The 26,157-nt window shown below is 68.1% G+C and carries 27 protein-coding genes; 13 read left to right on the top strand and 14 right to left on the bottom strand.

Going from position 1 to position 26,157, the window contains the following annotated elements; translation table 11 throughout:
- Positions 1–7: 7 nt before the first annotated feature.
- The 4 genes from EV646_RS33340 (at position 8) to EV646_RS33325 (ending at position 2,203) form a co-directional block, all read left to right on the top strand.
- Positions 8–1,177, top strand: coding sequence for an ROK family transcriptional regulator (locus EV646_RS33340; protein WP_199237343.1), 1,170 nt, complete (start codon positions 8–10; stop codon positions 1,175–1,177).
- Positions 1,178–1,243: 66 nt separating this feature from the next.
- Positions 1,244–1,480, top strand: coding sequence for a hypothetical protein (locus EV646_RS33335; protein ID WP_132155772.1), 237 nt, complete (start codon positions 1,244–1,246; stop codon positions 1,478–1,480).
- Positions 1,481–1,485: 5 nt separating this feature from the next.
- Positions 1,486–1,668 carry a hypothetical protein gene (locus tag EV646_RS33330; RefSeq protein ID WP_132155770.1) on the top strand — a complete coding sequence of 61 codons (183 nt, stop codon included), beginning with the start codon at positions 1,486–1,488 and terminating at the stop codon, positions 1,666–1,668.
- A gap of 28 nt (positions 1,669–1,696) precedes the next feature.
- Positions 1,697–2,203 (top strand): DUF1360 domain-containing protein, encoded by a 507-nt coding sequence (locus tag EV646_RS33325; RefSeq protein ID WP_132155768.1) that lies wholly within the window; start codon positions 1,697–1,699, stop codon positions 2,201–2,203.
- Positions 2,204–2,278: 75 nt separating this feature from the next.
- Here EV646_RS33325 and EV646_RS33320 read toward each other — a convergent pair whose 3' ends face one another.
- The 4 genes from EV646_RS33320 to EV646_RS33305 form a co-directional block, all read right to left on the bottom strand.
- Positions 2,279–4,162 (bottom strand): HNH endonuclease signature motif containing protein, encoded by a 1,884-nt coding sequence (locus tag EV646_RS33320; RefSeq protein ID WP_158291085.1) that lies wholly within the window; start codon positions 4,160–4,162, stop codon positions 2,279–2,281.
- Between the two features lie 201 nt (positions 4,163–4,363).
- Positions 4,364–4,696, bottom strand: a complete 333-nt coding sequence (locus tag EV646_RS33315; protein ID WP_132155764.1) for a phosphotransferase — start codon at positions 4,694–4,696, stop codon at positions 4,364–4,366.
- A gap of 143 nt (positions 4,697–4,839) precedes the next feature.
- Positions 4,840–6,063 (bottom strand): MFS transporter, encoded by a 1,224-nt coding sequence (locus tag EV646_RS33310; protein WP_132155762.1) that lies wholly within the window; start codon positions 6,061–6,063, stop codon positions 4,840–4,842.
- 44 nt (positions 6,064–6,107) lie between these two features.
- Positions 6,108–7,010 carry a carbamate kinase gene (locus tag EV646_RS33305; RefSeq protein WP_132155760.1) on the bottom strand — a complete coding sequence of 301 codons (903 nt, stop codon included), beginning with the start codon at positions 7,008–7,010 and terminating at the stop codon, positions 6,108–6,110.
- Positions 7,011–7,098: 88 nt separating this feature from the next.
- Between EV646_RS33305 and EV646_RS33300 the strand changes: the two genes are divergently transcribed.
- Together EV646_RS33300 and EV646_RS33295 are read left to right on the top strand one after the other, a co-directional pair.
- The gene (locus EV646_RS33300; protein ID WP_132155758.1) at positions 7,099–7,851 is read left to right on the top strand and encodes a beta-phosphoglucomutase family hydrolase; all 753 of its coding nucleotides are present in this window, start codon (positions 7,099–7,101) and stop codon (positions 7,849–7,851) included.
- A complete protein-coding gene (locus tag EV646_RS33295) occupies positions 7,848–10,223 on the top strand; it encodes a glycoside hydrolase family 65 protein (RefSeq protein WP_241996493.1) in 2,376 nt (791 codons plus the stop codon). Before EV646_RS33300 ends, EV646_RS33295 begins: the two co-directional genes overlap by 4 nt.
- Here the strand turns inward: EV646_RS33295 and EV646_RS33290 are convergent.
- Positions 10,220–10,486 (bottom strand): GlsB/YeaQ/YmgE family stress response membrane protein, encoded by a 267-nt coding sequence (locus tag EV646_RS33290; protein WP_132155756.1) that lies wholly within the window; start codon positions 10,484–10,486, stop codon positions 10,220–10,222. The two genes, EV646_RS33295 and EV646_RS33290, sit on opposite strands and share 4 nt — an antisense overlap.
- Before the next feature lie 95 nt (positions 10,487–10,581).
- Entirely contained in the window at positions 10,582–11,778 is a 1,197-nt protein-coding gene (locus tag EV646_RS33285) for an NTP transferase domain-containing protein (RefSeq protein WP_158291084.1), read from the bottom strand.
- Between the two features lie 82 nt (positions 11,779–11,860).
- Between EV646_RS33285 and EV646_RS33280 the strand changes: the two genes are divergently transcribed.
- Entirely contained in the window at positions 11,861–12,958 is a 1,098-nt protein-coding gene (locus tag EV646_RS33280) for a DNA glycosylase AlkZ-like family protein (RefSeq protein ID WP_132155752.1), read from the top strand.
- A 142-nt stretch (positions 12,959–13,100) separates the two neighbouring features.
- Positions 13,101–14,543, top strand: a complete 1,443-nt coding sequence (locus EV646_RS33275; RefSeq protein WP_132155750.1) for a ricin-type beta-trefoil lectin domain protein — start codon at positions 13,101–13,103, stop codon at positions 14,541–14,543.
- Between the two features lie 217 nt (positions 14,544–14,760).
- Here the strand turns inward: EV646_RS33275 and EV646_RS33270 are convergent, their stop codons facing one another.
- A complete protein-coding gene (locus tag EV646_RS33270; protein WP_132155748.1) occupies positions 14,761–15,633 on the bottom strand; it encodes a DMT family transporter in 873 nt (290 codons plus the stop codon).
- 82 nt (positions 15,634–15,715) lie between these two features.
- Here EV646_RS33270 and EV646_RS33265 point away from each other — a divergent pair, with 82 nt between their 5' ends.
- Complete coding sequence (locus EV646_RS33265) at positions 15,716–16,645, top strand: LysR family transcriptional regulator (RefSeq protein WP_132155746.1); 930 nt, start codon at positions 15,716–15,718, stop codon at positions 16,643–16,645.
- On the opposite strand, the gene EV646_RS33260 is transcribed toward EV646_RS33265, so the two are convergent.
- From EV646_RS33260 to EV646_RS33250, 3 genes are read right to left on the bottom strand one after another with little or no spacing between them, the layout of a single operon-like run.
- A complete protein-coding gene (locus tag EV646_RS33260) occupies positions 16,632–17,015 on the bottom strand; it encodes a PIN domain-containing protein (protein ID WP_132155744.1) in 384 nt (127 codons plus the stop codon). The two genes, EV646_RS33265 and EV646_RS33260, sit on opposite strands and share 14 nt — an antisense overlap.
- On the bottom strand, positions 17,012–17,278 hold the full coding sequence (locus EV646_RS33255; RefSeq protein WP_132155742.1) for a ribbon-helix-helix domain-containing protein: 267 nt from the start codon (positions 17,276–17,278) through the stop codon (positions 17,012–17,014). The genes EV646_RS33260 and EV646_RS33255 overlap by 4 nt, the downstream gene beginning before the upstream one ends.
- Positions 17,275–17,814, bottom strand: a complete 540-nt coding sequence (locus EV646_RS33250) for an RNA polymerase sigma factor (protein WP_241996492.1) — start codon at positions 17,812–17,814, stop codon at positions 17,275–17,277. The genes EV646_RS33255 and EV646_RS33250 overlap by 4 nt, the downstream gene beginning before the upstream one ends.
- Before the next feature lie 175 nt (positions 17,815–17,989).
- Here EV646_RS33250 and EV646_RS33245 point away from each other — a divergent pair, with 175 nt between their 5' ends.
- Entirely contained in the window at positions 17,990–18,538 is a 549-nt protein-coding gene (locus EV646_RS33245) for a superoxide dismutase family protein (RefSeq protein WP_132155741.1), read from the top strand.
- 1 nt (position 18,539) lies between these two features.
- Here the strand turns inward: EV646_RS33245 and EV646_RS33240 are convergent, their stop codons facing one another.
- Positions 18,540–19,292: an SDR family oxidoreductase gene (locus EV646_RS33240; RefSeq protein ID WP_199237342.1), complete on the bottom strand. Its 753-nt coding sequence runs from the start codon at positions 19,290–19,292 to the stop codon at positions 18,540–18,542.
- 88 nt (positions 19,293–19,380) lie between these two features.
- Between EV646_RS33240 and EV646_RS33235 the strand changes: the two genes are divergently transcribed.
- Positions 19,381–19,644: a transcriptional regulator gene (locus EV646_RS33235; protein ID WP_132155737.1), complete on the top strand. Its 264-nt coding sequence runs from the start codon at positions 19,381–19,383 to the stop codon at positions 19,642–19,644.
- 4 nt (positions 19,645–19,648) lie between these two features.
- On the opposite strand, the gene EV646_RS33230 is transcribed toward EV646_RS33235, so the two are convergent.
- Together EV646_RS33230 and EV646_RS33225 are read right to left on the bottom strand one after the other, a co-directional pair.
- On the bottom strand, positions 19,649–19,837 hold the full coding sequence (locus EV646_RS33230; RefSeq protein ID WP_132155736.1) for a DUF1918 domain-containing protein: 189 nt from the start codon (positions 19,835–19,837) through the stop codon (positions 19,649–19,651).
- A gap of 192 nt (positions 19,838–20,029) precedes the next feature.
- Positions 20,030–20,674, bottom strand: coding sequence for a LysE family translocator (locus EV646_RS33225; protein ID WP_132155734.1), 645 nt, complete (start codon positions 20,672–20,674; stop codon positions 20,030–20,032).
- Between the two features lie 90 nt (positions 20,675–20,764).
- Between EV646_RS33225 and EV646_RS33220 the strand changes: the two genes are divergently transcribed.
- Complete coding sequence (locus EV646_RS33220) at positions 20,765–21,241, top strand: SRPBCC family protein (protein ID WP_132155732.1); 477 nt, start codon at positions 20,765–20,767, stop codon at positions 21,239–21,241.
- 69 nt (positions 21,242–21,310) lie between these two features.
- Positions 21,311–23,356, top strand: coding sequence for an alpha-xylosidase (yicI, locus tag EV646_RS33215; protein ID WP_132155730.1), 2,046 nt, complete (start codon positions 21,311–21,313; stop codon positions 23,354–23,356).
- Here yicI and EV646_RS33210 read toward each other — a convergent pair.
- Positions 23,314–26,058: a glycoside hydrolase family 3 protein gene (locus tag EV646_RS33210; protein ID WP_132155728.1), complete on the bottom strand. Its 2,745-nt coding sequence runs from the start codon at positions 26,056–26,058 to the stop codon at positions 23,314–23,316. The two genes, yicI and EV646_RS33210, sit on opposite strands and share 43 nt — an antisense overlap.
- Positions 26,059–26,157 lie beyond the last annotated feature (99 nt).

Here is a 26,157-nt window from a genome sequence, read left to right as displayed (position 1 = left end):
TGCCCCGGTGCGCCAGGAGGGACTGCGCCATCTCAATCTCGGACTGGTCTTCCGCCACATCCTCTCCGCGGGTGACCGGCCGATCTCGCGCACCGAGCTGGTCGAGCTGACCGGCCTGACCAAGCCGACGGTGTCGCGCATCGTCGACGATCTCGTGTTGGGGCAGCTGATCGCCGAGGCTGCGCCGGTGCACGGTGGCGGCGCGGGCCGTCCGCGGGTCGGTCTGACGTTGTCGCGACAGGGGCCGGCCGGGCTGGGGCTGGACATCCGCGGGGACCACCTCGCCGCGTGCGTGGTCGACTTGACCGGAACTGTGCGGCATCTCAGTTTCTCCCCGCCGATCCGCCCGGGCCGACGTCCGAAGACCATCCTGACCGAGCTGGCCACAATGGCGCGCGAGGCGACCGCTGCCGTGGCTGACGAAGGCCTGACCGTTGTCGGCGGCATGGTGTCGGTGCCTGGGCCTGTTGCCGAGCGCAGCGTGGTGAAATTCGCGCCGCAGCAAGGCTGGCGCGACGTGGACGCCGGCACGCTGCTGCGGACGGCGCTGGACGACCTGCCGATTGCCGTGGACAACGAGGCGAACCTGGCGGCGTTGGGTGAGCTCTACGCCAGCGACGAGGACCTGCGGAACTTCGCGTACGTGTCCGGCGAGCTCGACCTGGGCGCCGGGCTGGTGCTCAACGGTCAGCTGCTGCGGGGCGCCCGGGGGTGGAGCGGCGAGCTGGGCCACGTAACGGTCTTTCCCAACGGGCGCGCCTGCCCGTGCGGTGCGAACGGCTGCCTTCAGACCTACGCCAGCGTGGAGGCCATCTTCGGTCCAGGCAGCGTGGACGGGCCAGCCACGATCGTCACCCGCGCCGACGCGGGCTCCAAGCGGACCCTCGCCGCGCTCGACGCCGCCGGTACTGCGCTCGGGATCGCGCTGTCGGACCTGGTCAACCTCCTCGACATGGACACCATCCTGCTCGGCGGCAGCTACTCGTTGCTGTCGTCCTGGCTCGTCGACAACATCCAGGCCGAACTGAGCCGCCGCGTCCTCAGCTCCCGCTGGTCCACAGTCGCCGTACGCCCCGCCATGCTCGGCCCTGACGCCGCCGTCATCGGCGCCGCTCTCACGGTGATCGAGGACGTCCGCCAGAACCCCTCAGGCTGGCTGGCTCACAACTCTCTGTAACGGCCGACCCCGGTTCGCACGATGTAGCCATTGGGACGTGCCATCACAGGTACGAGGGGGAGCATCATGGGAGCGCTTCAGGGGTACTTCGCGACATCAGGCATCGGCTCGCTGGTCGGGGCCGCGCTCGGGTGGTTCATCTTCAACCAAGCAGCCACCGCAGCCCCAGGCTGCGTCCTCGCCGGTTCGGACACCTGCCTGGAGGTCTGGGGCCTGACCTTCCTGCCCTTCGTCCTCGGCTGGGCAGCCCTCGGCGGCATCTTCGGCCTAGGCATCCAACTCGTCAAAGGCGAGGTCCTCTAAGCGGGATGAGCACACGCCGTCAGGTCCTCGCCCGCCGGCTCGGCATCTGCCGCCCACGCTTGTCGGCTGTGCTGCTCGTCGTCGGCGCCTTCGCCGCTTCGGTGGCGACCGCCTGGACCGTCGTACTCCCACTGCTCACCATGCTGCTGATCTTCTTGCGGCTGACTGCGTCGCCGAAGCCGCAGTAGTGCGCGTGGCGGTGGGTACCGGCGGGGCATGGTCAAGGAGACGGTTGAGGCTGAGGCGAAGGAGTACGCGCAGGGAGCCGAGCGGCCGCTGAAGGGTTATGTGCTGTTGATGACGGCGTTCTCGGGGCTGGTCGGGGTCGCGGGGGTTGTGGCAGCGCTGGTGGGGACGCGGAGTCGGCGGATTTCGCCGTACGACCTGGTGTTGGTGACGGTCGGTACTCAGAAGCTTGCGCGGTTGCTGACCAAGGATGCTGTGACGAGTCCGCTGCGGGTGCCGTTCGCGCGTTACAAAGACACCGGTGGGCCGTCCGAGGTGATGGAAGACGTACGGCGTGACGGGTCAGTGCGGCATGCGGTCGGCGAACTGATCACCTGCCCGTTCTGCCTCGCCGTCTGGGTCGGCACCGGGCTCACCCTGGGCCTGCTCTTCGCCCCGCGCCTCACCCGAACGATCGCCTCAGCCCTGACCGCGATCTCCGGCGCAGACTTCCTCCAACTCATCTACGCCCACCTCCAGCAAGTCGCCGAGAAGTAGCCCGCGGCAACAGAGCCCGCGGGGCCGACAGGTCCGTACGACGGCGCCGTGGTGCTGGCCGCCACCGGGCTGTGTCTAGGCAGGCGCTCCGGTCGTCGAGGTGTCGCCCCAGACAGCGAATCTCGCCGCTTCTTGGAGCGCCTCGCCGTCAGCGCGCCACCGGGATCGCGGATCCTCTGCGTTACGGAGAGGCTGCTTGTCTTCCCCCGGATTCTGGGCCTCTCCCCAGGGGTCAACACGAACGGCCTTGCCAAGGCTCAGTTCGACGGCCTCGCGGATGCTCCGCGCAGCTGCCTCGTGGATGCTCGCGGTGGATGTCGCTGTCGCGCCGGTGCGCGGGGTCTGGGCAGGGGGTGATGGCTGGACGGTTTCGGGCTCAAAGGCTGGGTTGTTCTGCCGGGCATGCGTGGGCAGGCGGCGTCGGTACGAGCCGAGCCTGAGTTTGTGGCGGGGTGTGGGGTCGGCCCAGGTGGGGCGGGTGACGTGGACGGCTCCGTCGATGATTTGGATGGTCCAGTGGCCGTGGTGGAGGTCAATGTGGTGCCGACGGCATAGCAAGACCATGTTGGAGACGGCAGTGGGTCCGCCGTCGATCCAGTGGATGATGTGGTGGGCGTCGCAGTAGATGGGCGGGGCGCCGCACACGACGCAGCCTTTGTCGCGGGCGTTGAGCGCGCGGCGGATCGCCCGGTTGACCAGGCGTTCGGAGCGGCCGACGTCGAGTGGTTCGGAGTTGGAGCCGAGGACGAGGGGGATGATGTTGGCGTCGCAGGCGAGGCGGCGGATGGCCGCAGCGGAGAGGTTGTCGCCGTAGACCAGTTGTCCGGTCGCGTTCGCGGTGGCGGCTTTGAGGTCGTTGAAGTCGATGGTGACGGTGATGTTCGCCTTCGCGCCGAACCCAGGCACCCATCCACTCCCGCGGCCGCCTGCCGCAGCCGGGTCGCCTGTGGTGTTCCTCGGAGCCCTGCAGCCGGTGGTCGTGACGCTGGTGGTGGTGTTCGAGGCCGACGAGTCGGATTGAGCCGGCGTTTTCGCCCCAGTGGGGGCGTCGTCGAACAGCGTGGCCTCGCTGGAGCCAGCATCGGCGGATGTACTCGCGTCTGAGACGGGTTCGGTTGACGCATTGTCGGGCGCGGTGGTGCCGGTGGGTGTGGTGGCGCCGGGGCGGGTGGGGAAGCCGGTGTCGGTGGCTGCGGCGGCGATGGACAAGGCGGTCGACAGCGCGTCGGCTTGGCGCTTTTCGCGGAGGCGGGGGTCGAGGTCGCCGGTGACGGTCTTGTGGGGCTTGGCGCCGGTGGTGATCCAGGCGCGGAACAGTTCGGCGTTCTCGTTGGCGAGGTAGCCGTTGAACTTCACCCCGTTCTCGGCGGTCGACAGGCGCAGGGATTCGCGGTCGTAGGCCGTGTTCTCGTCGGGTTCGGGTCCGTCGGAGTCGACGAGGTTGCAGAGTTCTTTGGCGCTGGTGCGGAGTTCGTCGGGAGTCAGGTGGGCGGCGAGGGCAACCAGTTGTTGTTCGATGACGTCGCGGTCCTCGACGGCGATGCGTTTGGCGTGGCGTTCGAGCGTGGAGACGATCGCCTCGGCCTGGGCCGGACGCAACACCCAACCGGTGCTCCTGGTCATCACGTCGTCACCATCGACGTCCAGGTCGGTGTCGTCACCGACGACAGAGTCCTCGTGAGCGGCCAGGGCCTCGTCGACGGCGTGATACTTCGGCAGGGCACAGGCGAGGCGGACGGACCGGCGCGCATCAGCACTGTTCAGCCGGTACCGGAACTCGAGCAGCCGGGCGGTGTCGTGGGCACCGATCTCCGCAGCGTGGCCGACGTCCTCCAGGCCTCCGATGAGTTGCAGACGGAACGTCTCCAGCCAGGCGAGCGCGCCATCGACCGCGTCGAGAGTGGTCAGCATCTCGCCGCCACTCATCGACGAGACCGGTCGCGCGCCCAGGAGTTCCATGCCGTCAACAATAGGCATTCCCACCGACAGTTTCCAAACCGGAATCCCCTTATTTCCAAGGAGTTTCGACGTCCAGCGTTATCCACAACCGGGTAGCCTTGTGGACAACGGTAAAGACGTTGCTCTAGGCAACGTTGCGGCCAGGTCGTTCCGGATGGATCTGACTCCCTGCCTGAGGTCTCTGCGCGGGCCTCGGGTCGTTCACAGCAGTCGGTCGAGTGAGCGTTCGATCCAGGCCATCACCTTGGGCAGGTCGGCCGCGAAGGCTGGATTGACCTGAGCCATCCCGGCGAACCAGAGGCCGAAGGCCACGTATCGGGTGGCGATGAAGTCGTCCAGGATCAGCCGCACCGCATCACCGTCGAACAGAGCGTTGTCCAGATGCAGGTCGGCATGGATCAGGCCGAAGGCGTCCTGCTTCGACCCAAGATCCGCCATGACGGTACGCATCCGGCGCGCGATCTCGTCGAATTGCGCGCGTCCAGCCGAGGACCGAGCACACCCGGTCGTCAGCGATGGTCGTCCACTCTCCACTGTGAGCCCGGAGCGGCGTGGGCACGCTCAGCTCCGTGTCTGCCTGCAGTGCGGCCAGCCAATCCAGCTCCGATCCGACCGCGACCCGCGAATCGACCCCAGGCCGCGCAGCGTATCGCCGACGCCTCGGCCGCCGCGAGGATTTACGCCGCGGCCTGCTCCTCGGGTGGCCGGACGTTGCGGAATTGGCGCAGCAGGAGCAGGTCGTAGGAGATCTTCAGCACGCCTCCGATGACGATCGGCCAGCCGAAAGTCGAGTGGCCGAGCAACCAGCCGGCCAGGATGGGCGGCAGCACGGATGCCAGGCTGCGTGGCACGTTCGTCATGCTTGCCGCCGCCGGGCGCTCGGCCGGCGAGACGACCGCCATCACGTACGACGTACGCACGGGAACGTCCATCTGTGACAGCGCGGCGCGGACCAGCAATGCGGCGACTGCCAGGGTCGCGTTCGGCATGAACGCGGCCAGGATCAGGAAGATATTCGCCGGGAGGTGCGTGAAAACCATCGTCCGCACGAGCCCGATGCGGCGGGCGATGCGTACGGCGACCAGCGACGAGAACGCCGAGAGCAGTCCGGCCCAGAAGAACACCGCGCCGCTGACGGCGATCGGCAGCTCGAAGCGTCGTTGCAACCACAGCACGACGAGCGCGGTGATGACGAAGCCGCCGGCGAACGAGTCCAGCGTGAAGAGTGCGGCGAGTCGGTACACGATGCCGCGGGACGGTCCCAGCGCGACGGCAGGCGCCTCGTCCGGCGGCTCGATCGCCGGCGACAGCGAGCGGTAGCGGACGAGGACAGTCGCTCCAAGTACGGCGTATCCGACAAACGTCCAGCGCAGCGCGGTCTCGGCGCTGACGTCGACATGCGCGGCGATCCACTCGGGCACGCCCGCGCACAGCGCGCCGAACGCCCCGACGAGCGAGCCGATCAGCGTGTAGCGGGCGAACAGGGCGGTCCGCTCGCGGTCGGGCGCGGTACCCGGCAGCAGCGCCTGTTCGGTCGGGAGGAAGACGCTGACGTCGCCGTTCGACGGGTTCAGCGTGCCAACGAAGGCGACCAAGAGCAGCACCCAGAACCCGTTTGCTCCGGCGAAGCCGAGCCCGGTCAGGATCATCAGCAGCGACACGAGCTGCAGCAGGCGGCGCCGGCCGATGTGATGGCCGCGAAGCCCGACGCCAAGCGTCAGCGCCGCCGAGCCGAGCAGCGTCGCGGCGACGATGACGCCGATGCGGGCCTCGGAGAGGCCCAGCGCGGCGAGGTACGCGGCGAGCACCACGCTGACGATCCCGTCGCCGAACGCCCGGATCCCTCGCGTCTGCAACAGGACAGCTGCATCGCGACCGGCGCCGGGCGGGAGGATTCGCACCGCTGCATCATCCAGTCGCCTGCTTGCGTTCGGCAACAAGATTCTCAGGCGGTGATCTGCGTGCCGGCGCTGCCTTCGAGTACGGCGGGGGCTTCGTCCAAGGAGCCGATCGAGGCTCGGGCGTGGGTGGTATCGACGAAGCGGCGGGCGGCTTCGACTTTGGGGCCCATCGAGCCGGCCGGGAAGGTGAGGGTGGCCAGGTCCGACGCGGTGATGTGGCGGAGGGGACGCTCGGCTGGGGTGCCGTAGTCGACGTACACGGCCGGTACGTCGGTGAGCATCATCAGCCGGTCGGCGCGGAGCTCGGTCGCGATCATGGCAGCGCTGAAGTCCTTGTCAACGACGGCTTCGACACCTCGCAGGCCTGCTGGACCAGAGGTGACAGGTACGCCGCCACCGCCGGCGAGGATCACTGTGAGGTCGTTCTGCAGCAGGAGTTCGGCCGCGTCCAGCTCGACGATGCGCCGTGGCAACGGTGACGGGACCACTCGCCGCCAACCACCGACGTCCTCGCGGACCGTCCAATCGAGCCGATCGGCCAGTTGCCGGGCCTCATCCTCGGGATAGCCGGTGCCGACGTATTTCGAAGGCTTCTGGAAACCGGGATCTTCGGCGTCGACCACAGTCTGAGTGACGAGCGTGACGACGCGGCGTCCGAGGCCGGCATTGCTGAGCGCCTGCTGGATCCAGTACCCGATCACGCCCTGCGTCTCGGCGACCAGGTCGCTGAGCGGGTACGGCCGGGAAAGCGTCGTATCGGAGACGCTCTCCAGGGCAAGCAAACCGACCTGCGGACCGTTGCCGTGGACAATGGCCACCTCGTGGTCCGCCGCGATCCGGGCCAGCGCCGGCGCCACAGCGGCCAGATGCGCCAGCTGTACGTCGGCATCCGGCCGCTCCCCGCGGCGAAGCAGCGCATTACCCCCGAGCGCGATCACAATCCGCATACCTCAGCATCGCACCCAAGCCGAGCTTGTAGCCGTTACGCCGTCTACGCTGGGTGATATCGGCTGCCCTCGACTGGGAAGGTGCAGGATGCTGGGACTGCCTGTGGAGATCCGGGTCTGTTTGTTCGACCTGGACGGCGTACTCACCGACACCGCGGCGGTGCATGCCGCGGCGTGGAAGGAAATGTTCGACGCGTTCCTCCGAACGTATTCGGAGCAGCACGACATTCCGTTCCAGCCGTTCGACGCCCGGGACGAGTACGACGCCTACGTCGACGGCAAGCCGCGGATGGACGGCGTGCGGGACTTCCTGGCCGCACGCGGCATCACACTGCCCGAAGGTACGCCGGACGATCCGCCGACCGCGGAGACGGTCAACGGCCTCGGCAACCGGAAGAACGAGGCCGTCCAGGGCCGGATCCGGACCGAAGGAGTGCATGTCTTCGAGGGCTCGAGGCAGTACCTACAGGCTGCCGAGAAGGCCGGTCTCAGGCGCGCCGTGGTCTCGTCCAGCGCGAACACCCGCGAAGTGCTCGAGGTGACCGGACTCGCGCAGTACGTCGAAGAGATCGTCGACGGTGTGACGATTCGGACCGAGGGGTTGCGCGGTAAGCCGGCGCCGGACACCTTCCTGACCGCGGCGCGACGATTCGGGGTCGAACCAAGCGAGGCCGTGGTCTTCGAGGATGCCCTGGCCGGTGTGGCGGCCGGGCATGCCGGCGGCTTCGGTCTGGTGGTCGGGGTCGATCGCGTCGGCCAGGCCACCGAGCTGCACGCGCACGGCGCGGACGTCGTCGTCCAGGATCTGGCGGAACTGCTCGGAACGGGGGAGTCCAAGTGATCGACCGCGGCCATCATCCGATCGAGCCGTGGCGGTTGCGCGAAACCCGCCTCTCCCTCGACAACCTGGCCCAGTCGGAGTCGCTGTTCGCCTTGGCCAACGGCCACATCGGGCTGCGCGGCAACCTCGACGAGGGCGAGCCGTACGCGATCCCCGGCACCTACCTGAACTCGTTCTACGAGCAGCGCCCACTCCCGTACGCCGAAGCCGGCTACGGCTACCCCGAGGAAGGGCAGACGCTGGTCGACGTCACCAACGGCAAGCTGATCCGGCTGCTGGTGGACGACTCGCCCTTCGACATCCGCTACGGCTACGTGAGCCGGCACGAGCGGTCGCTGGACTTCCGCACCGGCATCCTGCAACGCGACGTGGACTGGACCTCCCAGGGCGGCAAGCGAATCCGCGTACGCAGTCGCCGCCTGGTGTCGCTCACCCAGCGAGCCATCGCCGCGATCGAGTACGTCGTAGAGCCGGTCGACGAGCCGGCGCGGTTCGTGATCCAGTCCGAGCTCGTCGCCAACGAGACGCAGCCGAAGCTCTCGGACGATCCACGGGTCGCGGCGGTGCTCGACAATCCGCTGAAGCCGGTCAGCCACGACGGCGGCGACAACGGCGTGGTCCTGATTCACTGTACGACGAAGAGTCGCCAGCTGATGGCGGCCGCGATGGCCCACGAGGTGGATGCGCCGGCTCGCTACGAGATGGACCTCGACGTCCGGGAGAACTGGGCGCGCCACACCGTGATCTGCCAACTCCAGCCGGGCCAGAGCCTGCGAGTGGTGAAGTACCTCGCCTACGGCTGGTCCAGCCTTCGTTCGGAGACGGCGATCCGGGATCAGGTCGCGGCCGCTTTGGCGAGTGCGCGCTTCTCCGGCTGGGAGGGGTTGGTCAAGCAGCAGGCCGAGTTCTTGGACGACTTCTGGGACGGCGCCGATGTCGAGGTGCACGGCCACCCCGAGATGCAGCAGGCGGTTCGGTTCGCGCTGTTCCACGTGCTGCAGTCCGGCGCCCGGGCCGAGCGCCGCGCCATCCCGTCGAAGGGCCTGACCGGAGCGGGGTACGACGGCCACACCTTCTGGGACACCGAAGGATTCGTGCTCCCGGTACTGACTTACACGATGCCGGGCGCGGCCGCTGATGCGCTGCGCTGGCGGCATTCGACGCTCAATCTGGCCAGAGAGCGGGCCGCCGTACTGGGACTGCGTGGTGCTGCGTTCCCGTGGCGGACGATCCGGGGACAGGAGTGCTCGGGGTATTGGCCGGCCGGTACGGCGGCGTTCCACATCAACGCGGACATCGCCCAGGCAGTGGTGAGATACCACACCGCGACGGGCGACGACCAGTTCATCGAGGAGGTCGGGCTCGAGCTGCTGGTGGAAACTGCCCGGCTGTGGATGTCGCTGGGCCACCACGATCGCCACGGCCGCTGGCACCTGCCCGGGGTGACCGGGCCGGACGAGTACAGCGCAGTTGCCGACGACAACGTTTTCACCAACCTGCTGGCAGCACGCAACCTGCGCGCGGCGGCGGAGACCGCGATGCGGCATCCGGCCAAGGCGCGCGAGTTCGGCGTCGACCGCGAAGAGGAAGCAGCCTGGCGCGACGCCGCGGCCGCCGTCTACATCCCGTACGACGAGGAGATCGGCGTACACCCGCAGTCGGAGGGCTTCACCGGCTATGCGGAGTGGGATTTCGAGGCCTACAAGGACAAGTATCCGCTGCTGTTGCACGCGCCGTACTTCGAGCTGTATCGCAAGCAGGTCGTCAAGCAGGCCGATCTGATGCTCGCGATGTACTGGTGCGCCGACGCGTTCACCGAGGAGCAGAAGGCGCGCAATTTCGACTACTACGAGCGGCTGACCGTCCGCGATTCCTCTTTGTCCGCGTGCGTTCAGGCCGTGATCGCGGCCGAGGTCGGGCATCTGGATCTGGCCTACGACTACGCCTACGAAGCGGCGCTGATCGACATGCGCAACCTCCACCACAACACTGGCGACGGCCTGCACATGGCATCGCTGGGTGGCGCGTGGATGGCCTTCGTCGCCGGTTTCGGCGGTCTGCGTGAGGTGAGCGGTTGCCTGTGCTTCGACCCGGCGCTGCCGCACGGCATGTCCCAGCTGGTGTTCACGATTCGCTGGCGCGGCGTGCGGCTGAAGGTGGACATCAACGGGGGAGAGGTGACCTACTCGGTGCACAACGGCGAGGACGCCAGCCTCACCTTCAAGCACGTCGGCGAGGACATCACCGTCACCACCGACAACCCGGTCACCCGCGCGCTCAAGAAGCGCATTCCGCTGCTGCCACGACCCACCCAGCCGCCTGGGCGAGAGCCGCGACCGGCCCTCGCCCAGAACGAACGAGACTTCGTCTAACGCCGAACTTGGCGGTTGGACTTGGCGGCGAGGCTCTCCGCGGTGCCGACCAGCAGCACCGAGGCGATGACGGCGACGACGAACCCGAGCACGTTCAGCTCGAAGATGCCGCCGGTGCCGAGGATGTTGGCGATGGTGCCGCCGATCACCGAGCCGGCCAGGCCGAGCAGCAGCGTGGCGAGCAGCCCGAGCTTCTGCTTGCCCGGCGTGAAGAGCCGAGCCAGCGCACCGATGATGAGCCCGGCAACGATAAACCCGATCATGTTTCCTCCGAACGTGAACCTGTCTCCATCCAGTGTCCGTCGGCGCGGGCGACTGGGCAGTCCGCATTCACCCTGACTGCACCCGGAGCGGACCCCTACTCGCGAAGGAGCAGGACCACCCCGCGAAGGGCATCAAGGTTGGCGGCTACGGCCACGGCGACCAGACCCCAGAGGGGGAACGTGGCGACAGCTGCGACGGCGAAGATGAGAAGGCGGAACTCACGGCGGAAGAGAAGCCGTACGTCGGTATCGCGGCCGACGGCGTGGATGTAGGAGATGAGCAGACACCCGGCCGCAGCCGCGAAGCCCCAGATCCAAGCGGTCCGGGTGCTACCGGCAGCCAGGACAAACGCCAGTACGACGGCCAGCTCGGCGTACCGGCCAAGAAGGGTGGCGCCAAGGCGTGTCGTGCGACCGCTGATGCGGGCGAGTTCGCCGTCGACACCGCCAAGCGCGGAGCCGAGGAGGATACCGAGGCCGCCGGCGATCATCAGCCAGGTGTTGCTCGTCGCGACCAGTCCGGCAGCCACGAGCGTGACGACGAACGCCAGTACGGTCGCCACCTCGGGTACGACGCCAGTGCGCAGCAGTAGGCGAGTGATCGGTCCGGAGATGCGGCGGTTCAGGACTCGGGCGACGACTCCGTCGGTCGGCTTGGGGCCACAGCGACGCCACATGAGCTGTTCGAGCTCGGGTGTGTCCGCGCTGGCCCAGAAGCCCTGCATTTCGGTGGACTGCATCCGACAGCCGTGGGTGAGCAGCTGCTGCCGGAGTTCGAGCCACGACTCCCGCACGCGATACGTCACCATCAGCACGTCCTGGACCTCGACCACGGTCAGGCCGGCGTCCACAGCGTCGTACTCATCGAGGTCAGGCCCGAGGGACGCCACCTGCCCGTCGCCGTCCAGCTGGATCCGGGTGGCCCTGTGGTCCGCGACGTTGCGGTCGACTGCCTGCGCGTTGCCGGTTGGTGTCTGGATCAGCCGTCGTACGTCGTCCGCCTCGAAGACGACATCGCCCATCACCACCAGACAGCGCCGGTCGCCGATCATGCTGAGGCCCGTCAGGACCGACGACGCCGTGCCGCTGCCCCAGTCCGGGTCGACGACCACCTCGACCGGAAGATCCTCGGTGACGGCGATGACGTCATCGGCCACGACCACGACGCGCTCGATGCCTGCCTTCCTCAGCTCCCGCACGCCGCGTTCCAGCAGGCTGACGCCGCCGACGCGGCGCAGTATCCCTCGACCGGCCGCGAGCAGCAGAGCAACCCGCACCGCCTCCTTGCTCACCTTCCCCAGGATGCCCCCACCCCCACCCCGAGCGAAGCGAGGGACATGCTTTCTGTCCTAGGTGTGGTCTAGCTTGTGAATCATGTATGAGCTGTCCCGCCAGCAGGCGCGTCGTATCGCCGTACGAGCGCAGTTGCTGGACGCCCAGCGGCCGGAGGACGTTGTCGATCTCGTACGGCGGCTGGGCGTCGTGCAGCTGGATCAGACCGCGGCGGTTGCACCGAATGCCGATCTGGTGGCGTGGAGTCGGCTCGGGTCGTCGTACTCGCCGAGTGAGCTCACCGAGGCGCTCGAGACGCAGATGCTGGTGGAGCTGCGCGGGTTCGCCCGGCCGAGCGAGAGCCTGGCGCTGTTCCGTGCCGAGATGGCGGAGTGGCCGGGGAGTGGGAAGCTGCTCGACTGGCAGGAGTACCGGCGGGACTGGGTGAAGGCCAACGAGGCGTGCCGGCTGGACATCCTCGACCGGCTCCGGATGGACGGCCCGCTGACGATGAAGGACCTGCCGGACACCTGCAACAAGCCCTGGCAGTCGTCCGGCTGGACCAACAACCGCAACGTCTCGCAGCTGCTGGAGTTCATGATCCAACGCGGCGAGGTAGCTGTCGCCGGCCGCAGCGGCCGTGACCGCCTTTTCGATCTTGCGTCGCGGATCTACCCCGACGAGCCGATCATTCCGGCCGACGAGGCGGAGCGCATCCGGGACGAGCAGCGGCTGCACTCGATGGGCATCCTTCGCGCTCGCGGCCCGGCCTGCCCAGGCGAGCCGCTCGACGGCGGCGAGGCGGGGGAGGAGGCCGTGATCGACGGCGTCCGCGGTACGTGGCGGCTCGATCCGGCGTACCTCGAAGGCTCTTTCAAGGGGCGTACGGCGTTGCTGTCGCCGCTGGATCGGCTGGTCTACGACCGGAAGCGGATGGCCGAGATCTTCGAATTCGACTACCAGCTGGAGATGTACAAGCCGGTGGACAAGCGCCGCTGGGGGTACTTCGCGCTGCCGATCCTGCACGGCGACCGCCTTGTCGGCAAAGTCGACGCCACCTCCGACCGGAAGGCCGGCATCTTCCGGGTCGACGCGATCCATGAGGACGAACCGTTCACCAAGCGGCTGGCCAAGGCCGTCCAGCACGAGGTCGAAGACCTGGCCAAGTGGCTGGATCTACAGCTCGTGATCGTGAGCTGACTCAGCGCATTGTGACCTGGGTCACGTCAGATGTTAACGTGAACATCAGCCGTTGACGTGCTGCCGTGTTTACGTAAACATCGCGGCGACACGAATTTCGCGCGGCGTTTCGGGGCCGCCGCTCGTGAGGAACGGAGATCGCGTGAGATCAACAGTTCGGCGCATCGCCGCGGCGGCCTTCGCGGCGACAGCTGTCGTAGCCGCTGTCACAGTGCCCGCCGGGGCGGCACAGACCACGGAGTCCGCCACCAGTCCGGCCACCGGACCGGCCGGGACCAGTGACTTCCGGGGCGTGAACTGGGCCGACCCGCGGGACAACTACGCGGACGACGAAGTGGTCCCGTCGGGTCTCAGTACGGCGGACTCGTACGCGACGACGTACCAGAAGGCCATCGGCATCACCGGTGAGTTCCGCACCGAGCTGAAGGCCAACACGATCCGGCTGCCGATCAACCCGTCGAGTGTGGGAACCGCCTGGTGGAATTCCTACCGGGGTGCGATCGACGCCGCCGTCGCCAATGGCTTCAAGGTCATCCTCAGCTACTGGGAGGCCGACAACGCCAAGGACGGCCGGGTCGACGACCCGGTCAAGTACGGCGCCATGTGGGATACGGTGGTCAAGGCCTACGGCAAGAACCCGCGGGTGTACTTCGAGCCGATGAACGAGCCGTTCGGCTACTCGCTGAACGAGTGGGTGTCGCTCACCTCGTCGTGGCTGGCCAAGTACAGCAGCGTCCCGCGCGGCCGGGTGGTCATCTCCGGCACCGGCTACAACGACAACGTGACCGGCGTGGGCGCATCGCCCGAGCTGAACGGCACGCTGCTGTCGCTGCACTTCTACGGCTTCTGGGCCTCCGACACGACCGAAGCGGCCTGGCTCGCGAACCTGCAGCCCCGGATCGGTTCCTACGGCTGGCGCACGATCATCGACGAGGCCGGCTCGCCGATGACCATCGGGCTGAACTACGGCAACCACGAGGGCAACGTCTACACGTCGTACCTCGGTGCGCTCACCCAGACGGCCCGCGAGCAGAAGATGGGCATCGTCTACTGGCCGGGTCTGCGCAACGGCGACTCGTACTCGATGACCACGCAGGTCGGCCCAGCGGACCTGCAGGTCAACAGCGCGAGTGGTCTGGCGCAGCTGCAGTGGGGCTGGGGTCTGCTCAAGACCGAGCCGTCCAACAACCTGCCGCCGGCGCCTCCGGGTGAGCCGATCCGCGGTGTTGCCAGCAACCGGTGCGTCGACGTACCCGGCTTCTCGACCTCACCGGGTACGGCGCTCGACCTGTGGGACTGCAACAACGGCGGCAACCAGTCGTGGAACTACACCGCCGGCAAGCAGCTGACCGTCTACGAGAACAAGTGCATGACGGCAGGTGCAAGCGCGGGTGCTGCGGTCACCATCGAGAACTGCACCGGTGCGGCCAACCAGGCGTGGCTGCTCAACGCCGACCAGTCCATCACCAGCGTCGCCTACCCTGACCAGTGCCTCGACGCCGCCGGCTCCGGAACCGGCAACGGTACGGCGGTCGACACCTGGTTCTGCAACGGCGCAACCAACCAGCAATGGACGCGCTCCTAACGCCGCCGAGCAGGAGCCTCCCGGCCATCCCGGGAGGCCCCTCCGGCGACGCCCGCTTCGGCCTCTGGCTACTCGCCCTGGATCACCGCGACAATGCCGAGCCGGAGAACGACAAGCCCGCGGAGACGGCAGTGAGGCACCTGAGAGCAGTCGCAGCCGCGTAGCCCGTATCGAGCCCCCGCCATCGGTGATGACGGGGGCTCGATCCTTCACTGGATCAGGAGCCCACCGCCGCCACCGCGCGCGTGCCACCCCGGCTGCGGTGTGTCCGCTCGATGGACTGGCCCCAGGTGGTGCCGGCGAGCATGAGTACGGCGCCGATCGCGGCGGGCAGGGTGAGTCGCTCGCCGGCCAGGAGGATGCCGATGGCAACGGCCCAGACGGGTTCGGTGCCGAGCAGGAGGCTGGCACGGGAGGCCGAGGTGCGCTGGACAGCCCAGGTCTGGGCCAGGAAGGCGAAGACACTGCAGAACAGCGCCAGGTAGACGAGCTGCAGCCAGGTTGCCAATCCGGCGTCGAAGGGCAGGTGACCAGCCGCTGGTGCCGCGAAGAGCGCCGTACCGACAAGAGTCTGCACAGTTGTCACCTGCAACGGCCTGAGGTCGGTCGCGAGGCGGCCGACCAGGGCCACGTGGGCAGCGCGGACGACGGCGGCGGCGAGCATCAGCAGGTCACCGATACCAGGTGTGTGGAGGCCGTTGCCGGACATGAGGAGGCCGACGGCAACGATGCAGAGGCCGGCCGCGAGGAAGAACCGAGGCGGCATCCGGCGGCGATCCATCAAAGGTGTGAGTACGAGCGTCAGGCTGATGATCAACCCGGCATTGGCTGCGCTCGTGTGCGTCACGCCGTACGTCTCGAGCACGAGCACCGCCGCCTGGCTGAGGCCGAGCAACCCGCCGATCTTCAGCTCACGCCGGCTGACGCTCCTGACGAAGAGCAGGAGTGCGATGGCGGAGATGCCGTAGCGCAGGAACAGCACGGTCAGGACCGGCGTGGAACCGGTCGCTGTCTTGGCCGCGAGATAGCTCGAACCCCATACGACTGCAACCAGCAACAAGACGACGTCAGTACGGCGGGATGCGAGCACGGCATCAACGGTGGACCCCTGAGCACGTTGAAGCCAAGTAGCAACTTCTTAAGCAACGCTGTAGCAGAGCTACAGTATTGGGATGGACGAGCGGCAACTGCGGGTGCTTCGCGAGGTCGGGGAGCTGGGCAGCGTCACCGCGGCGGCGGAGGCGTTGCTGGTGACGCCGTCGGCGATCTCACAGCAACTCAGGTTGCTGCAGCGATCGATCCCGGTCCCGCTGACTGAACGCAGCGGCCGGCGGGTTGTGCTGACCGCGGCCGGTCAGGCCCTGGCCGGCGCCGCCGCGGATGTCGAGACGGCGCTGGCTCGTGCGAGGCACACTGTCGACGACTTCCTCGAGCAGCCCGACGCGGCGGTGTCGGTTGCCGCCTTCCACAGCGCGGCGGCCATCTTCTATCCGATGCTGCTACGCGCCGGCAGCAACGTCACCCTGCACGACGAGGATGTCCCACAAGACGACTTCCCACCTCTCACCCGCGAGTACGACGTCGTACTCGCGCATCGGCTCGACCACGCACCGGCCTGGCCGGGCACGGTCGCGGTCACCCCGCTGCTGCACGAGCCGCTCGACGTCGCCATGCCGGCCGATCACCCGCTGGCGGCCAAGCGAGCTGTGACGCCGCGCGACGTCGCCCATGAGCCCTGGATCACTGTCCATGACGGCTTCCCGCTGATGGCGACCATCGACGCGATCGGCGCCGCCGCCAACCATCGCCTCAACCTCGTCCACCGCATCAATGAGTTCGCCGTCGTCGCCGAGGTGGTCGCCGCCGGCGGCGGACTCGCCCTCATGCCACGCTGGACCACCCGCCGCCACCCGGCCGTCGTACTCCGCCCGCTCCGCAACGTCCACGCCCGCCGTCACATCGATGCCCTCTACCGCCCCGAACGAACCGCCCGCCAGGCAGTCCGCACCACACTCGCCACCCTCCGCCAAACCGCGGCCCGGGTCCGCCGAACCGACGGCCTGGATGCGGCATCCGGGCCAGCTGCCGTCAGACGACGATGAGCGGCAACGCGGGATCGAGCTTGCGTAGGTCGCCGGGGTCCGACGTGACCACCGGACAGTTGCCAAGGTTTCTGGCGCAGATCGCGACGCAGGCGTCCACCACATCGGCCGTCCCACTTCGGCCGAGCAGGGCGCCGATCTCGAGGGCGATCGGATAGTCGAGGCCGGCGAATCTGAGGTACGAGTCAGCCAGGAAGCGGCGAAGGTTGGCTTGGCGCCCGCCCTCCCGGACGACCTGGGCGACGACCGGGGTGGGAACGACGACGGAGGCGTGGCGTGCGCGGGCCGCGAGGAGCAACTCCTGGATCTGGACGGAGCGGCGCTCGATGGCGATCAGGGCCCCCGCATCCAGCACGATTGCTTTGTTCACGCCGCGCTGTGGCCTTGGGCATGGTCGGCTTGCTCCGCGAAGGCCCGGTCGAGTTCGTGTTCTGCCCACGCTCTGTCGTCGCCGGTCGGTGCGCCGCGGTCGGCGTTCCACTCTGCGAAAAGAGCGTCCATGGCGACCCCCGGTGCCAGGCGGGACGCGATATAAGAGGAGACGGAGCGCGCCTCACCACGCTCCACGGCGGACTTGATCGTGTCGATCAGGTCCTCCGGGAGAGTGATCGAGATCTGACGAGTCTTACTCATGATTCCATCATAGGTGAACTGGAGCCCGTTGACGATCGTCGCGCGTGTACCTCCAGATCTGCTTTGAGCGAGCGCAGGCCGCGTTGAAGGTGGGTCTTCACCGAGTTCGGCGACAGGCCGAGGGTGCCGGCGATGTCACCGATGGAGAGCTCGAGGTAGTACCGCAGTACGACGCAGTCCCGCTGGCGCCGGGGCAGTCCGCGCAGGGCCGAGATCACCTCGCGGCGGCTCTCGTCCTCGGCTGCGTGGTCCTCCGCGGACCGGTCGTCCGGCTCGGCCGGAAGGCGGTGCCGCAGCGAGACGAGACCACGGCGGTTGTGGTCGCGGGCCAGGTTGATCACGATCGAGCGCAGGTACGCCGCGGCCCGGCCCTGGTCGTTGATGCGGTGATGGTTGCGGGCGAGCCGGAGGAACGCTTCCTGGACCAGGTCCTCGGCAGCGGTCCGGTCGTCCACGAAACAGCGGGCAAGCTGCACCAGCCGCGCTCCTTCGGCCCGGAACAGTGTGATCACCAGCGCGTCGGCATCCGGTCGCACACTGTCAACCGGTAGATTCGCAGCCGCCTCCATAGCCCCCATCACCCCAACCAACGGACGAAACGCCGTACCTGGTGACGAGGCAAGGAAAGTATCTTTCGCTGTCACCCGCCCGCGACGGTGTCCCGTCTGTCGTAGTGATCCGTGCTTCCAGCATGGACGTTGAGGGGGAGTGATGACAGCTTCAGCCGGCAAGATCCTGACCACGACGGCCGTCCTTGCGGTCTCCGCGCTCGCCGCCCTACCCGCCATGGCGCAGTCCACAGACGACTCAGCTGCACAGGTGGTGACCGCGCAGGGCGAGCTCCGCGACCTTGTACCCGCAACCGAAGGGCCGCTCGACGGCGCCCGGGCGGTGTTCGTGATGGTCTCGCGCGACGGGCAGAGCATGGCCCGTTTGCAGGTGTCCGGCGTCGATCGCGACGCGGCGGGCCGTACCTTCGGGGCCCACCTGCACGTCGGCCCGTGCGTCGAGGGCAACGGCGCGGCTGCCGGACCGCATTACAACTCTGACACCGCTGCCGGTCAGGTGCCGCCGCGTGTCGACGCGACGACCGAGATCTGGCTCGACTTCACAGTCACGCCCGGTGGCACGGGCTACGCCAGCACCACCGTACCGTTCATACCGCTGCCTGGTGACCGCTCGGTCGTCATCCACCAGGAGCCGACGGACCCGAATGGCGCCGCCGGCCCACGGCTCGCCTGTCTGCCGGTGTCTTGGTGAACTAGGCAAAGCCGCCGTTCGACATCAGGAGCTGGCCGTTGATCCATTGACCTTTGGGGGAGCAGAGGAAGTCGACCAGGTTGGCGGTGTCCTGCGGGGTGCCGAGGCGGCCCAGTGGGGTCTGACGGATCCCACTGGCACGGATCTCCTCGGTCATCCAGCCGGTGTCGACCGGGCCTGGGTTGATCACGTTGGCAGTGATGCCCAGGTGGGCGAGTTCGTGCGCTGCGGCCTGCGTGATCCGGTCCAGCGCGCCCTTGCTCGCGCCGTACGGGAGGTTGTGGACGGTGTGATCGCTGGTGAGTGCGATGATCCGGCCGGTCCCGGGCTCGCCGGTGAAGCGACGGCCGAACTCGCGGATCAGCAGCCAGATCGCCCGGGCGTTCACGGCGAAATGCCGGTCGAAGCTCTCGACGGTGGTGTCGAGGATGCTGGAGTCGACGGACTCGCAGTGGCACATCACCAGCGCGGTGACGTTGCCCAGCGCCCTCTCCGCCTGGTCGAAGATCCGCTCGGGCGCCGCGGTGTCGACCAGATCGGCCTCGATCGGCACCGCCGCCGCGCCGAGTCCCCGCAGCTCCTCGGTGATCTCCTGGGCAGCCCCTGACTCCACGCCCCACCGCATCCGTTCGTCGTACGCCGTCCAGTAGGTGAACGCGATGTCCCACCCTGAGGCCGCGAGCTGGCGGGCGATGCCGGCGCCGATGCCGACCGTGCGGCCGACGCCTGTGACAAGTGCAACTGGACGAGTCATGGTCATGCATCTTGGTGGCCGGGACCACAGCCAGGCAACTGGTTTGCCGGTAGCGTCAGGCGTGAGTCACCGACGCATCTGGAGAGCTGTGAAGATCGAGACCGTTCAGCGCTGGGTTGCTTCGGTGATCCTGATCCATGTGGGCTCTGTGCCCGCAGTGTCGCTGGCGGTGTACAGCCTCGGGATCGCCGAGAACGATCACGGCAAGGGCGTCGGGCTCTGGATCATGTCGGGCGTCATCGGCCTGCTGACCGTCGCCGGCGTCCTGGCGATCTTCCAGCGCTCGCTGCTCTCACCGTGGATGGTCCTCGGCGTGGCTCCGACCGCGGTGACGGGTTTTTGGCTGTTCTGACGGCTCACTCGGAATGGACGATGTGCGCGTCCGGGCCGGGGAAGAACAGCGATTCGGTGTCGGTGTCGGTCCAGTGGACCAGGTACGGCGGAGCGCCGTTGGGATCGTGGACCTCGACGATCTCGCCCTGTCGCCGGTGTGCCTGTACGTGGGTGCCCTCGACTATGACTGTGTCGCCCGCCGCCGCCTTCATCGGACCAGCCTCCGTCGTTCGGTGGAAGGGTGGCGACCCAGATGCCACCCGAGGTCCCTCCCAGCTTGACCCCACAACCCCCAGCAGCACCAGCCCGGGCAGTCCAGCATGTGAGAATCCGTCCGGCGCCGAGCCGGTGACGCTCGACCGGCTCCGCTCCGGCACGAACCGCGGCAAGCTCGTCCTGACTGTCTAGCGAACGTCTGTCGCCAGGCGGGCGGCAAGTGCGGCGAAGACCCCGGCGCTGACGCGTTCGAGGCGTCGGCGGACCTTGCCGCCCGCGCCGAGGAACTTGCTGGTCAGGCTGCCGGCCAGCAGGCCCGCGGAGGCGTCGACCGGGAAGCCGACTGCGATGAAGATCGCGCCCAGCACGAGCAGTTGAACGGTCACCGGCCAGCTCCCGGCTCCGGTGCTGAGGAACTGTGGCACGAACGCAAGGAAGAACAGGATCACCTTCGGATTGGCCAGGTTCGTCAGCGTCGCCAGCAAGTAGGTCCTCCGCAGCGTCCGGCGCGGAAGCTCGACGTCGGGCTCGACCGAGCCGACCTCCTGCCGGCTCGCTCGCCAGGTGAGGTAGGCGAGGTAGAGCAGGAAGGCCGCGCCGGCGATGCGTACGCCGTTCAGGACCTGAGGCGCGGCCTGGATCAGCGCACCTAGTCCCAGCGCGGCCGCCACCGTGTGCACCGCCAGCCCGGTCGACATCCCCGCCGCCGCGACCACGCCGGCCCGCCGGCCGCCGACGGCGGCGTTCGCCACGATGAACAGCATGTCCGGCCCGGGCACGATGCTCACGAGGAACACGGCGACCAGGAATCCCAGCACGATCGAGAGCTCCATCCGTCCATCCTGACCGCCGCGCCCACGACCCTCCACCGGATTCCAGACTGTGGGCGGCGGGTACCGGCTTGCCGACAGGAGGTGGGGTTGATGGGCTACTACGAGGCGTCGAGCACGGTGGATGTGGCGTCGAACGTGTTGTTCGACTACCTCTCCGATGTCGAGCGGCTGCCGGAGTACCTGCCGCAGGTCGAGCACGCCCACCGGTTGCACGAGGGACCGCCGCCGAGCGAGCCGTACCAGCTCGGTGAGCCGGGGGAGACCGGGGTCGAGCAGGTCACGGTCGACCTGCAACCGGAGGGCGGGCCGCCGATCCACGGGAAGGCCTGGATCGAGGTCGTCCAGCACGGCCACAAACTGCGCTGGGGCACGGGTGGGACCCGCGACTACCACGGTGAGCTGGACGTCGACTTCGTTGCCGACGGCACCTCGTTGCTCACGGTCCGGCTCTACACCGAACACACCGGTGGCCCGGACATCGAGAAGGAGCTCGAGGAGAGCCTGGCGACGATCAAGGCCTCGGCCGAGAGCCGCGCGTCGCGTCCCCGCGAGGTGCCCGACGCATGAGCCGCGCTCTCCGCGGGTAGACTCGTCGAAGCGCTTCGACGGAACGCTCTGGGTAGAGAGGCAGCTGCGGTGAAATTCAGTGACGGGTTTTGGCAGCTGCGATCCGGGCTGGCACGGCTGAGACCGGCCGAGGTCGAGAGTGTGGAGGCGGGGGAGCGGGAGCTCACCGTGTTCGCGCCGGCCAAGCGGATCGAGCGACGCGGCGACACGCTCAACCAGCCGGTGTTCACGATCCGGTTCACGTCACCCGCTCCCGGGGTGATCGGCGTACGGATCGCGCACCACCTGGGTGGCCTTCCCGCGCGTCCGTCGTACCAGCTGAACACGTACGACGAACATCCGGTGAAGGTCGAGGTGGATGCGGTGGAGGCCCGGCTGACGTCGGGCGAGCTGACCGCGATCATCAGCCTCGACGGGCCCTGGAGCGTCCGGTTCGAACAGGACGGGCGGGCGCTGACGAACTCGGACGCCCGGAGCGTCGGGTTCATCACCGACCAGGACGGTCGCACCTACGTGCACGAGCAGCTCGCGCTCGGAGTCGGCGAGACGATCTACGGGCTCGGCGAGCGCTTCGGGCCGCTGGTGAAGAACGGCCAGGTCGTCGACAGCTGGAACGCGGACGGCGGCACCTCCAGCGAGCAGGCGTACAAGAACGTGCCGTTCTACCTGAGCAGCAAGGGGTACGGCGTCTTCGTCGACAGCCCGGCCAAGGTGTCGTTCGAGCTCGGCTCCGAGGTGACGTCGCGCAACCAGTTCAGCGTCGAAGGTCAGGAGCTGACGTATTACGTCATCGGCGGCCCGGCCCCGAAGGACGTGCTCCGCCGCTACACCGGACTGACCGGCCGGCCTGCCCGCGTCCCGGAGTGGTCGATGGGCCTCTGGCTGTCGACGTCGTTCACCACCGACTACACCGAGGAGACGACCAGCGCGTTCGTCGATGGGATGGCCGAGCGCGACCTTCCGCTGAGCGTCTTCCACTTCGACTGCTTCTGGATGCGGCAGTTCCATTGGTGCGACTTCGTCTGGGACCCGGTCGCCTTCCCGGACCCGGCAGGCATGCTGCAGCGCCTGAAGGATCGCGGCCTGCGCATCAGCCTGTGGATCAACCCGTACATCGCCCAGCGCTCGGTCCTCTTCGAGGAGGGCCGTGAGCTGGGCTACCTGCTCAAGCGCACCGACGGCTCGGTCTGGCAGTGGGACATGTGGCAGGCCGGGATGGCGATCGTCGACTTCACCAACCCCGACGCGACGGCCTGGTACCGCTCCAAGCTGCAGGCCCTGATCGACCTGGGTGTCGACTGCTTCAAGACCGACTTCGGCGAGCGCATCCCGACCGAGGACGTCGTCTGGTACGACGGCTCCGACCCGGAACGCATGCACAACTACTACCCGCAGCTGTACAACGCGGCCGTCTTCAGCCTGCTGGAGGAGAACCGTGGCGAGGGCGAGGCAGTGCTGTACGCGCGGTCGGCGACGGCCGGTGGGCAGCAGTTCCCGGTGCACTGGGGTGGCGACTGCGAGTCGACGTTCGAGGCGATGGCGGAGTCACTGCGCGGCGGACTGTCGCTGGCCGCATCGGGCTTCGGCTACTGGAGTCACGACATCGGCGGCTTCGAGGGGAAGCCGGACCCGGCGATCTTCAAGCGGTGGGTGCCGTTCGGCCTGCTGTCGTCGCATTCGCGGCTGCACGGCTCGTCGTCGTACCGGGTTCCCTGGGCCTTCGACGAGGAGGCGGTCGACGTACTGCGGAAGTTCACCAAGCTGAAGCTGTCGTTGATGCCGTATCTGGTGCAGGTCGCGGAGGAGGCGCATCGCGAGGGGGTGCCGATGATGCGGCCGATGATCCTGGAGTTCCCGGAGGATCCGGCGGCTGCGTATCTGGACCGGCAATACATGCTCGGCCCGGACATCCTGGTCGCGCCCGTGATGAGCGTCGACGGCTCAGTCTCCTTCTACCTCCCCGCCGGCACCTGGACCGACCTGCTCAGCGGCTCGACGTTGAGTGGACCGGGTTGGGTGACGCAGACGCACGGATTCGACAGTCTCCCGGTCCTCGTCCGCGCGGACGCGACCTACATGTCCAGCACAACGCCCGCGGCGGAGAAGACCACGTAGAGCGTGTGGGTCCCGTCGACCGGCGCGATCTCACCGGTGATCGATGTACGGCGCTCCGTTGGCGGGACCTGAATCGTGTCGAGCAGCTCACCCCGCAACGGATCGTCCAGCCGCAACTCGACCGTCGCCCCCTCCGGGCTCGAGACACCGACCTGGTACGACGTGGGCGCGTCCAGCACGACGGCGTCGAAAGCCAGCCAGGCTTGCGGTTCGCGGGAGACGACGGCGTCATCGATCAAGGTGATCCCGCAGTACTCGTCGAAGCTGGTCGCGGTGAGCTCGGCGATAGACCGCGGCGGGATGTGCTCGCCGGCGATGTCGACGGTCATGGCGAGGTGGATGTCGGTGCTGGAGCGGCCGACCATGATGCTGTGCCGCGCGTTCTCCACGACGCGGCGGTCTTGCGTCACGTCCCAGAAGCTGAAGTCGGTGATGGTGAGCTCGACTTCGGCACTCTCACCGGGAAGGAGCTCCAGTCGCTGGAAGCCACGGAGTTGCCGTAGCGGCTGTTTGACCCGCGATTGCTGCTGACGGGTGTAGAGCTGCGCGACCTCGACGCCCGCGCGGGTGCCGGCGTTCGTGACTGTGAAGGCGACGCGGATCTCGTCGTCCACGGTGCTGACCTGGAGATCGCCGTACGTGAAGGTGGTGTAGCTGAGGCCGTGGCCGAAGGGGTAGAGCGGCGTACCGCGGTAATAGAGGTACGTCGCGTCGGTCGCGATGATGTCGTAGTCGAGCAGGTCGGGGAGATCGGCGGCGCTCTCGTACCAGGTCTGGGTCAGGCGTCCGGCAGGGTCGGCGTCGCCGAAGAGGACGTCGGCGAGGGCCCGGCCGTATTCCTGGCCGCCGTGCGCCGACCAGAGGATCGCGGGCAGGTGCTGCTCGGCCCAGCGGATCGCGAACGGATAGCTGCTGCTGATCACCAGGACCGTACGGGCGTTCGCCGCGTGCACGGCGCGGATCAGACGGTCCTGGGCGTCCGGCAGTTCGAGCTCGGCGCGGTCCTCGGTCTCCCGGCCGTTCACGAGCGGGTGATTGCCGACGACAACGATCGCGGTGTCGGCGCGGGCCGCGACCTCGGCCGCGCTGGCGGCGCCGTCGACGACGACCTCGAGTTCGAAGGCGGTGGCTTCCTCGGCCAGCGTGACCGCACCGGTCGCATCGACGTGGACGTATCGGCCGCTGTGCAGATGCAGCACGTTGAGCTTGCCGGCCGTCTCGATCAGGCGGAAGGTCTGCTTGACCTCCCAGCCGTTCGGACCAGGCTGGTCAGCGACGAGTTCGCCCTCGTCGGTGACGTTCAGGTGCCGGCCGGTACGAACCGAGCGCAACGCCCAAGCGTCGCCACCCCAGTCGAGCAGATCGAACTCGCCGGCTTCCGGCTCTGCCCGCAGCACGGTGTCCGCGCCGATGGAGAGGTACGACGTCGAGCCGGCGACGCGGAGCCGGATGCGGTCGACGCCCTCGCAGTACTCGACGCGTTCGTCACCCAGCCGTTCGACGATGCCGGCGAATGCGGTGAGCTGGTAGGGGAGCGTCCCGGCATACCAGTCCTCGAAGAGGTTGTTCGCGAGCGGGCCGACCACTGCGATGCGCTTGACCGCAGAGAGCGGAAGGACCTGGTTTTCGTTCTTGAGCAGCACGATGGACTGACGGGCCGCGTCCTGGGCGAGCTGGCGGTGGGCGGGGGAGTTGACCAGGTCGGGCTCGAGGGACCGGTAAGGGTCGAGCTCCTCTGGCTCGAACTCGCCGAGACGGAAGCGGACCGCGAGTACGTGGCGAACCGCGGTGTCGATGTCGTCGCCGGTGAGCAGGCCGCGGTCGATGGCATCGCTGAGGTGCTGGATCGACGGGCCCGTGTTGGTGCCGTCCTGGGTGAAGCTGTCGACGCCGGCCTTGAGCGCGGCGGCATACGCGGTGGGGCCGTCGGGGTAGTAGGCCTGCAGGCCGAACAGATTGGCCGGCGCGTAGGCGTCACTGACCACGAGCAGGTCGTCGGTGGTCCACGCACGCAGGGCGTCGTTGATGAGTGGGCTGAGGTGGGCAGGCCGTCCGTTCACCAGGTTGTACGACGGCATGACCGCGACAGCCGCACCGGCTTCGATCGGCGCGCGGAAGGCGGGCAGTTCGTAGTCGTGCAGGACCCGCGGCGGCAGGTTGCTGGAGGTGATGCAGCGGTCGGTTTCGTTGTTGTAGGCAAGGAAATGCTTGAGGGTCGGCGCGGTCTTCAGCAGGTACGGGTGGTCGCCGGTCAGGCCGTGCCCGTAGGCGGTCGCGATCACGCCGGTCAGCCAGGGGTCTTCGGCGTACCCCTCCTCGTTGCGTCCCCAGCGCGGGTCGCGGAGCGGGTTGACGACCGGCGCCCAGACGTTGAGGCCGACGCCGGCCGGGTCCTTCTGATGGAACACCCGGACTTCGTCGCCGACCGCGGAACCGACGGCGCGGACGAGGTCGGGGTTCCAGCTGGTGGCGAGGCCGATGGCTTGCGGGAACACGGTCGCCGGGCCGAGCCAGGCGACGCCGTGCAGGGCCTCGGTGCCGGTGCGGAAGGAGTCCAGGCCGAGGCGGGGGACAGGGGCCTGGTGCTGATGCAGCAGGGCCAGCTTCTCGCCGGTCGTCAGCCGGCCGAGCAGATCGTCGAGCCGTTCGCCCAGCGGCCGGGCCGGGTCGCGGAACGGTGGATTCGGTGCTGCAGTACTCATCGTCGATCGACTCCGCTGCGGCTGGTGTCGAAGCGCTTCGAACGAGCGCCGAACGGCTGTTGATCGAAGCGCTTCGACGGTCTGGGCGAAAAAATCCGT

Source organism: Kribbella antiqua, from assembly GCF_004345665.1.
In the GTDB taxonomy this organism is placed as follows: Bacteria; Actinomycetota; Actinomycetes; order Propionibacteriales; family Kribbellaceae; genus Kribbella; species Kribbella antiqua.
This window is presented reverse-complemented; position numbering and strand designations above follow the sequence as displayed.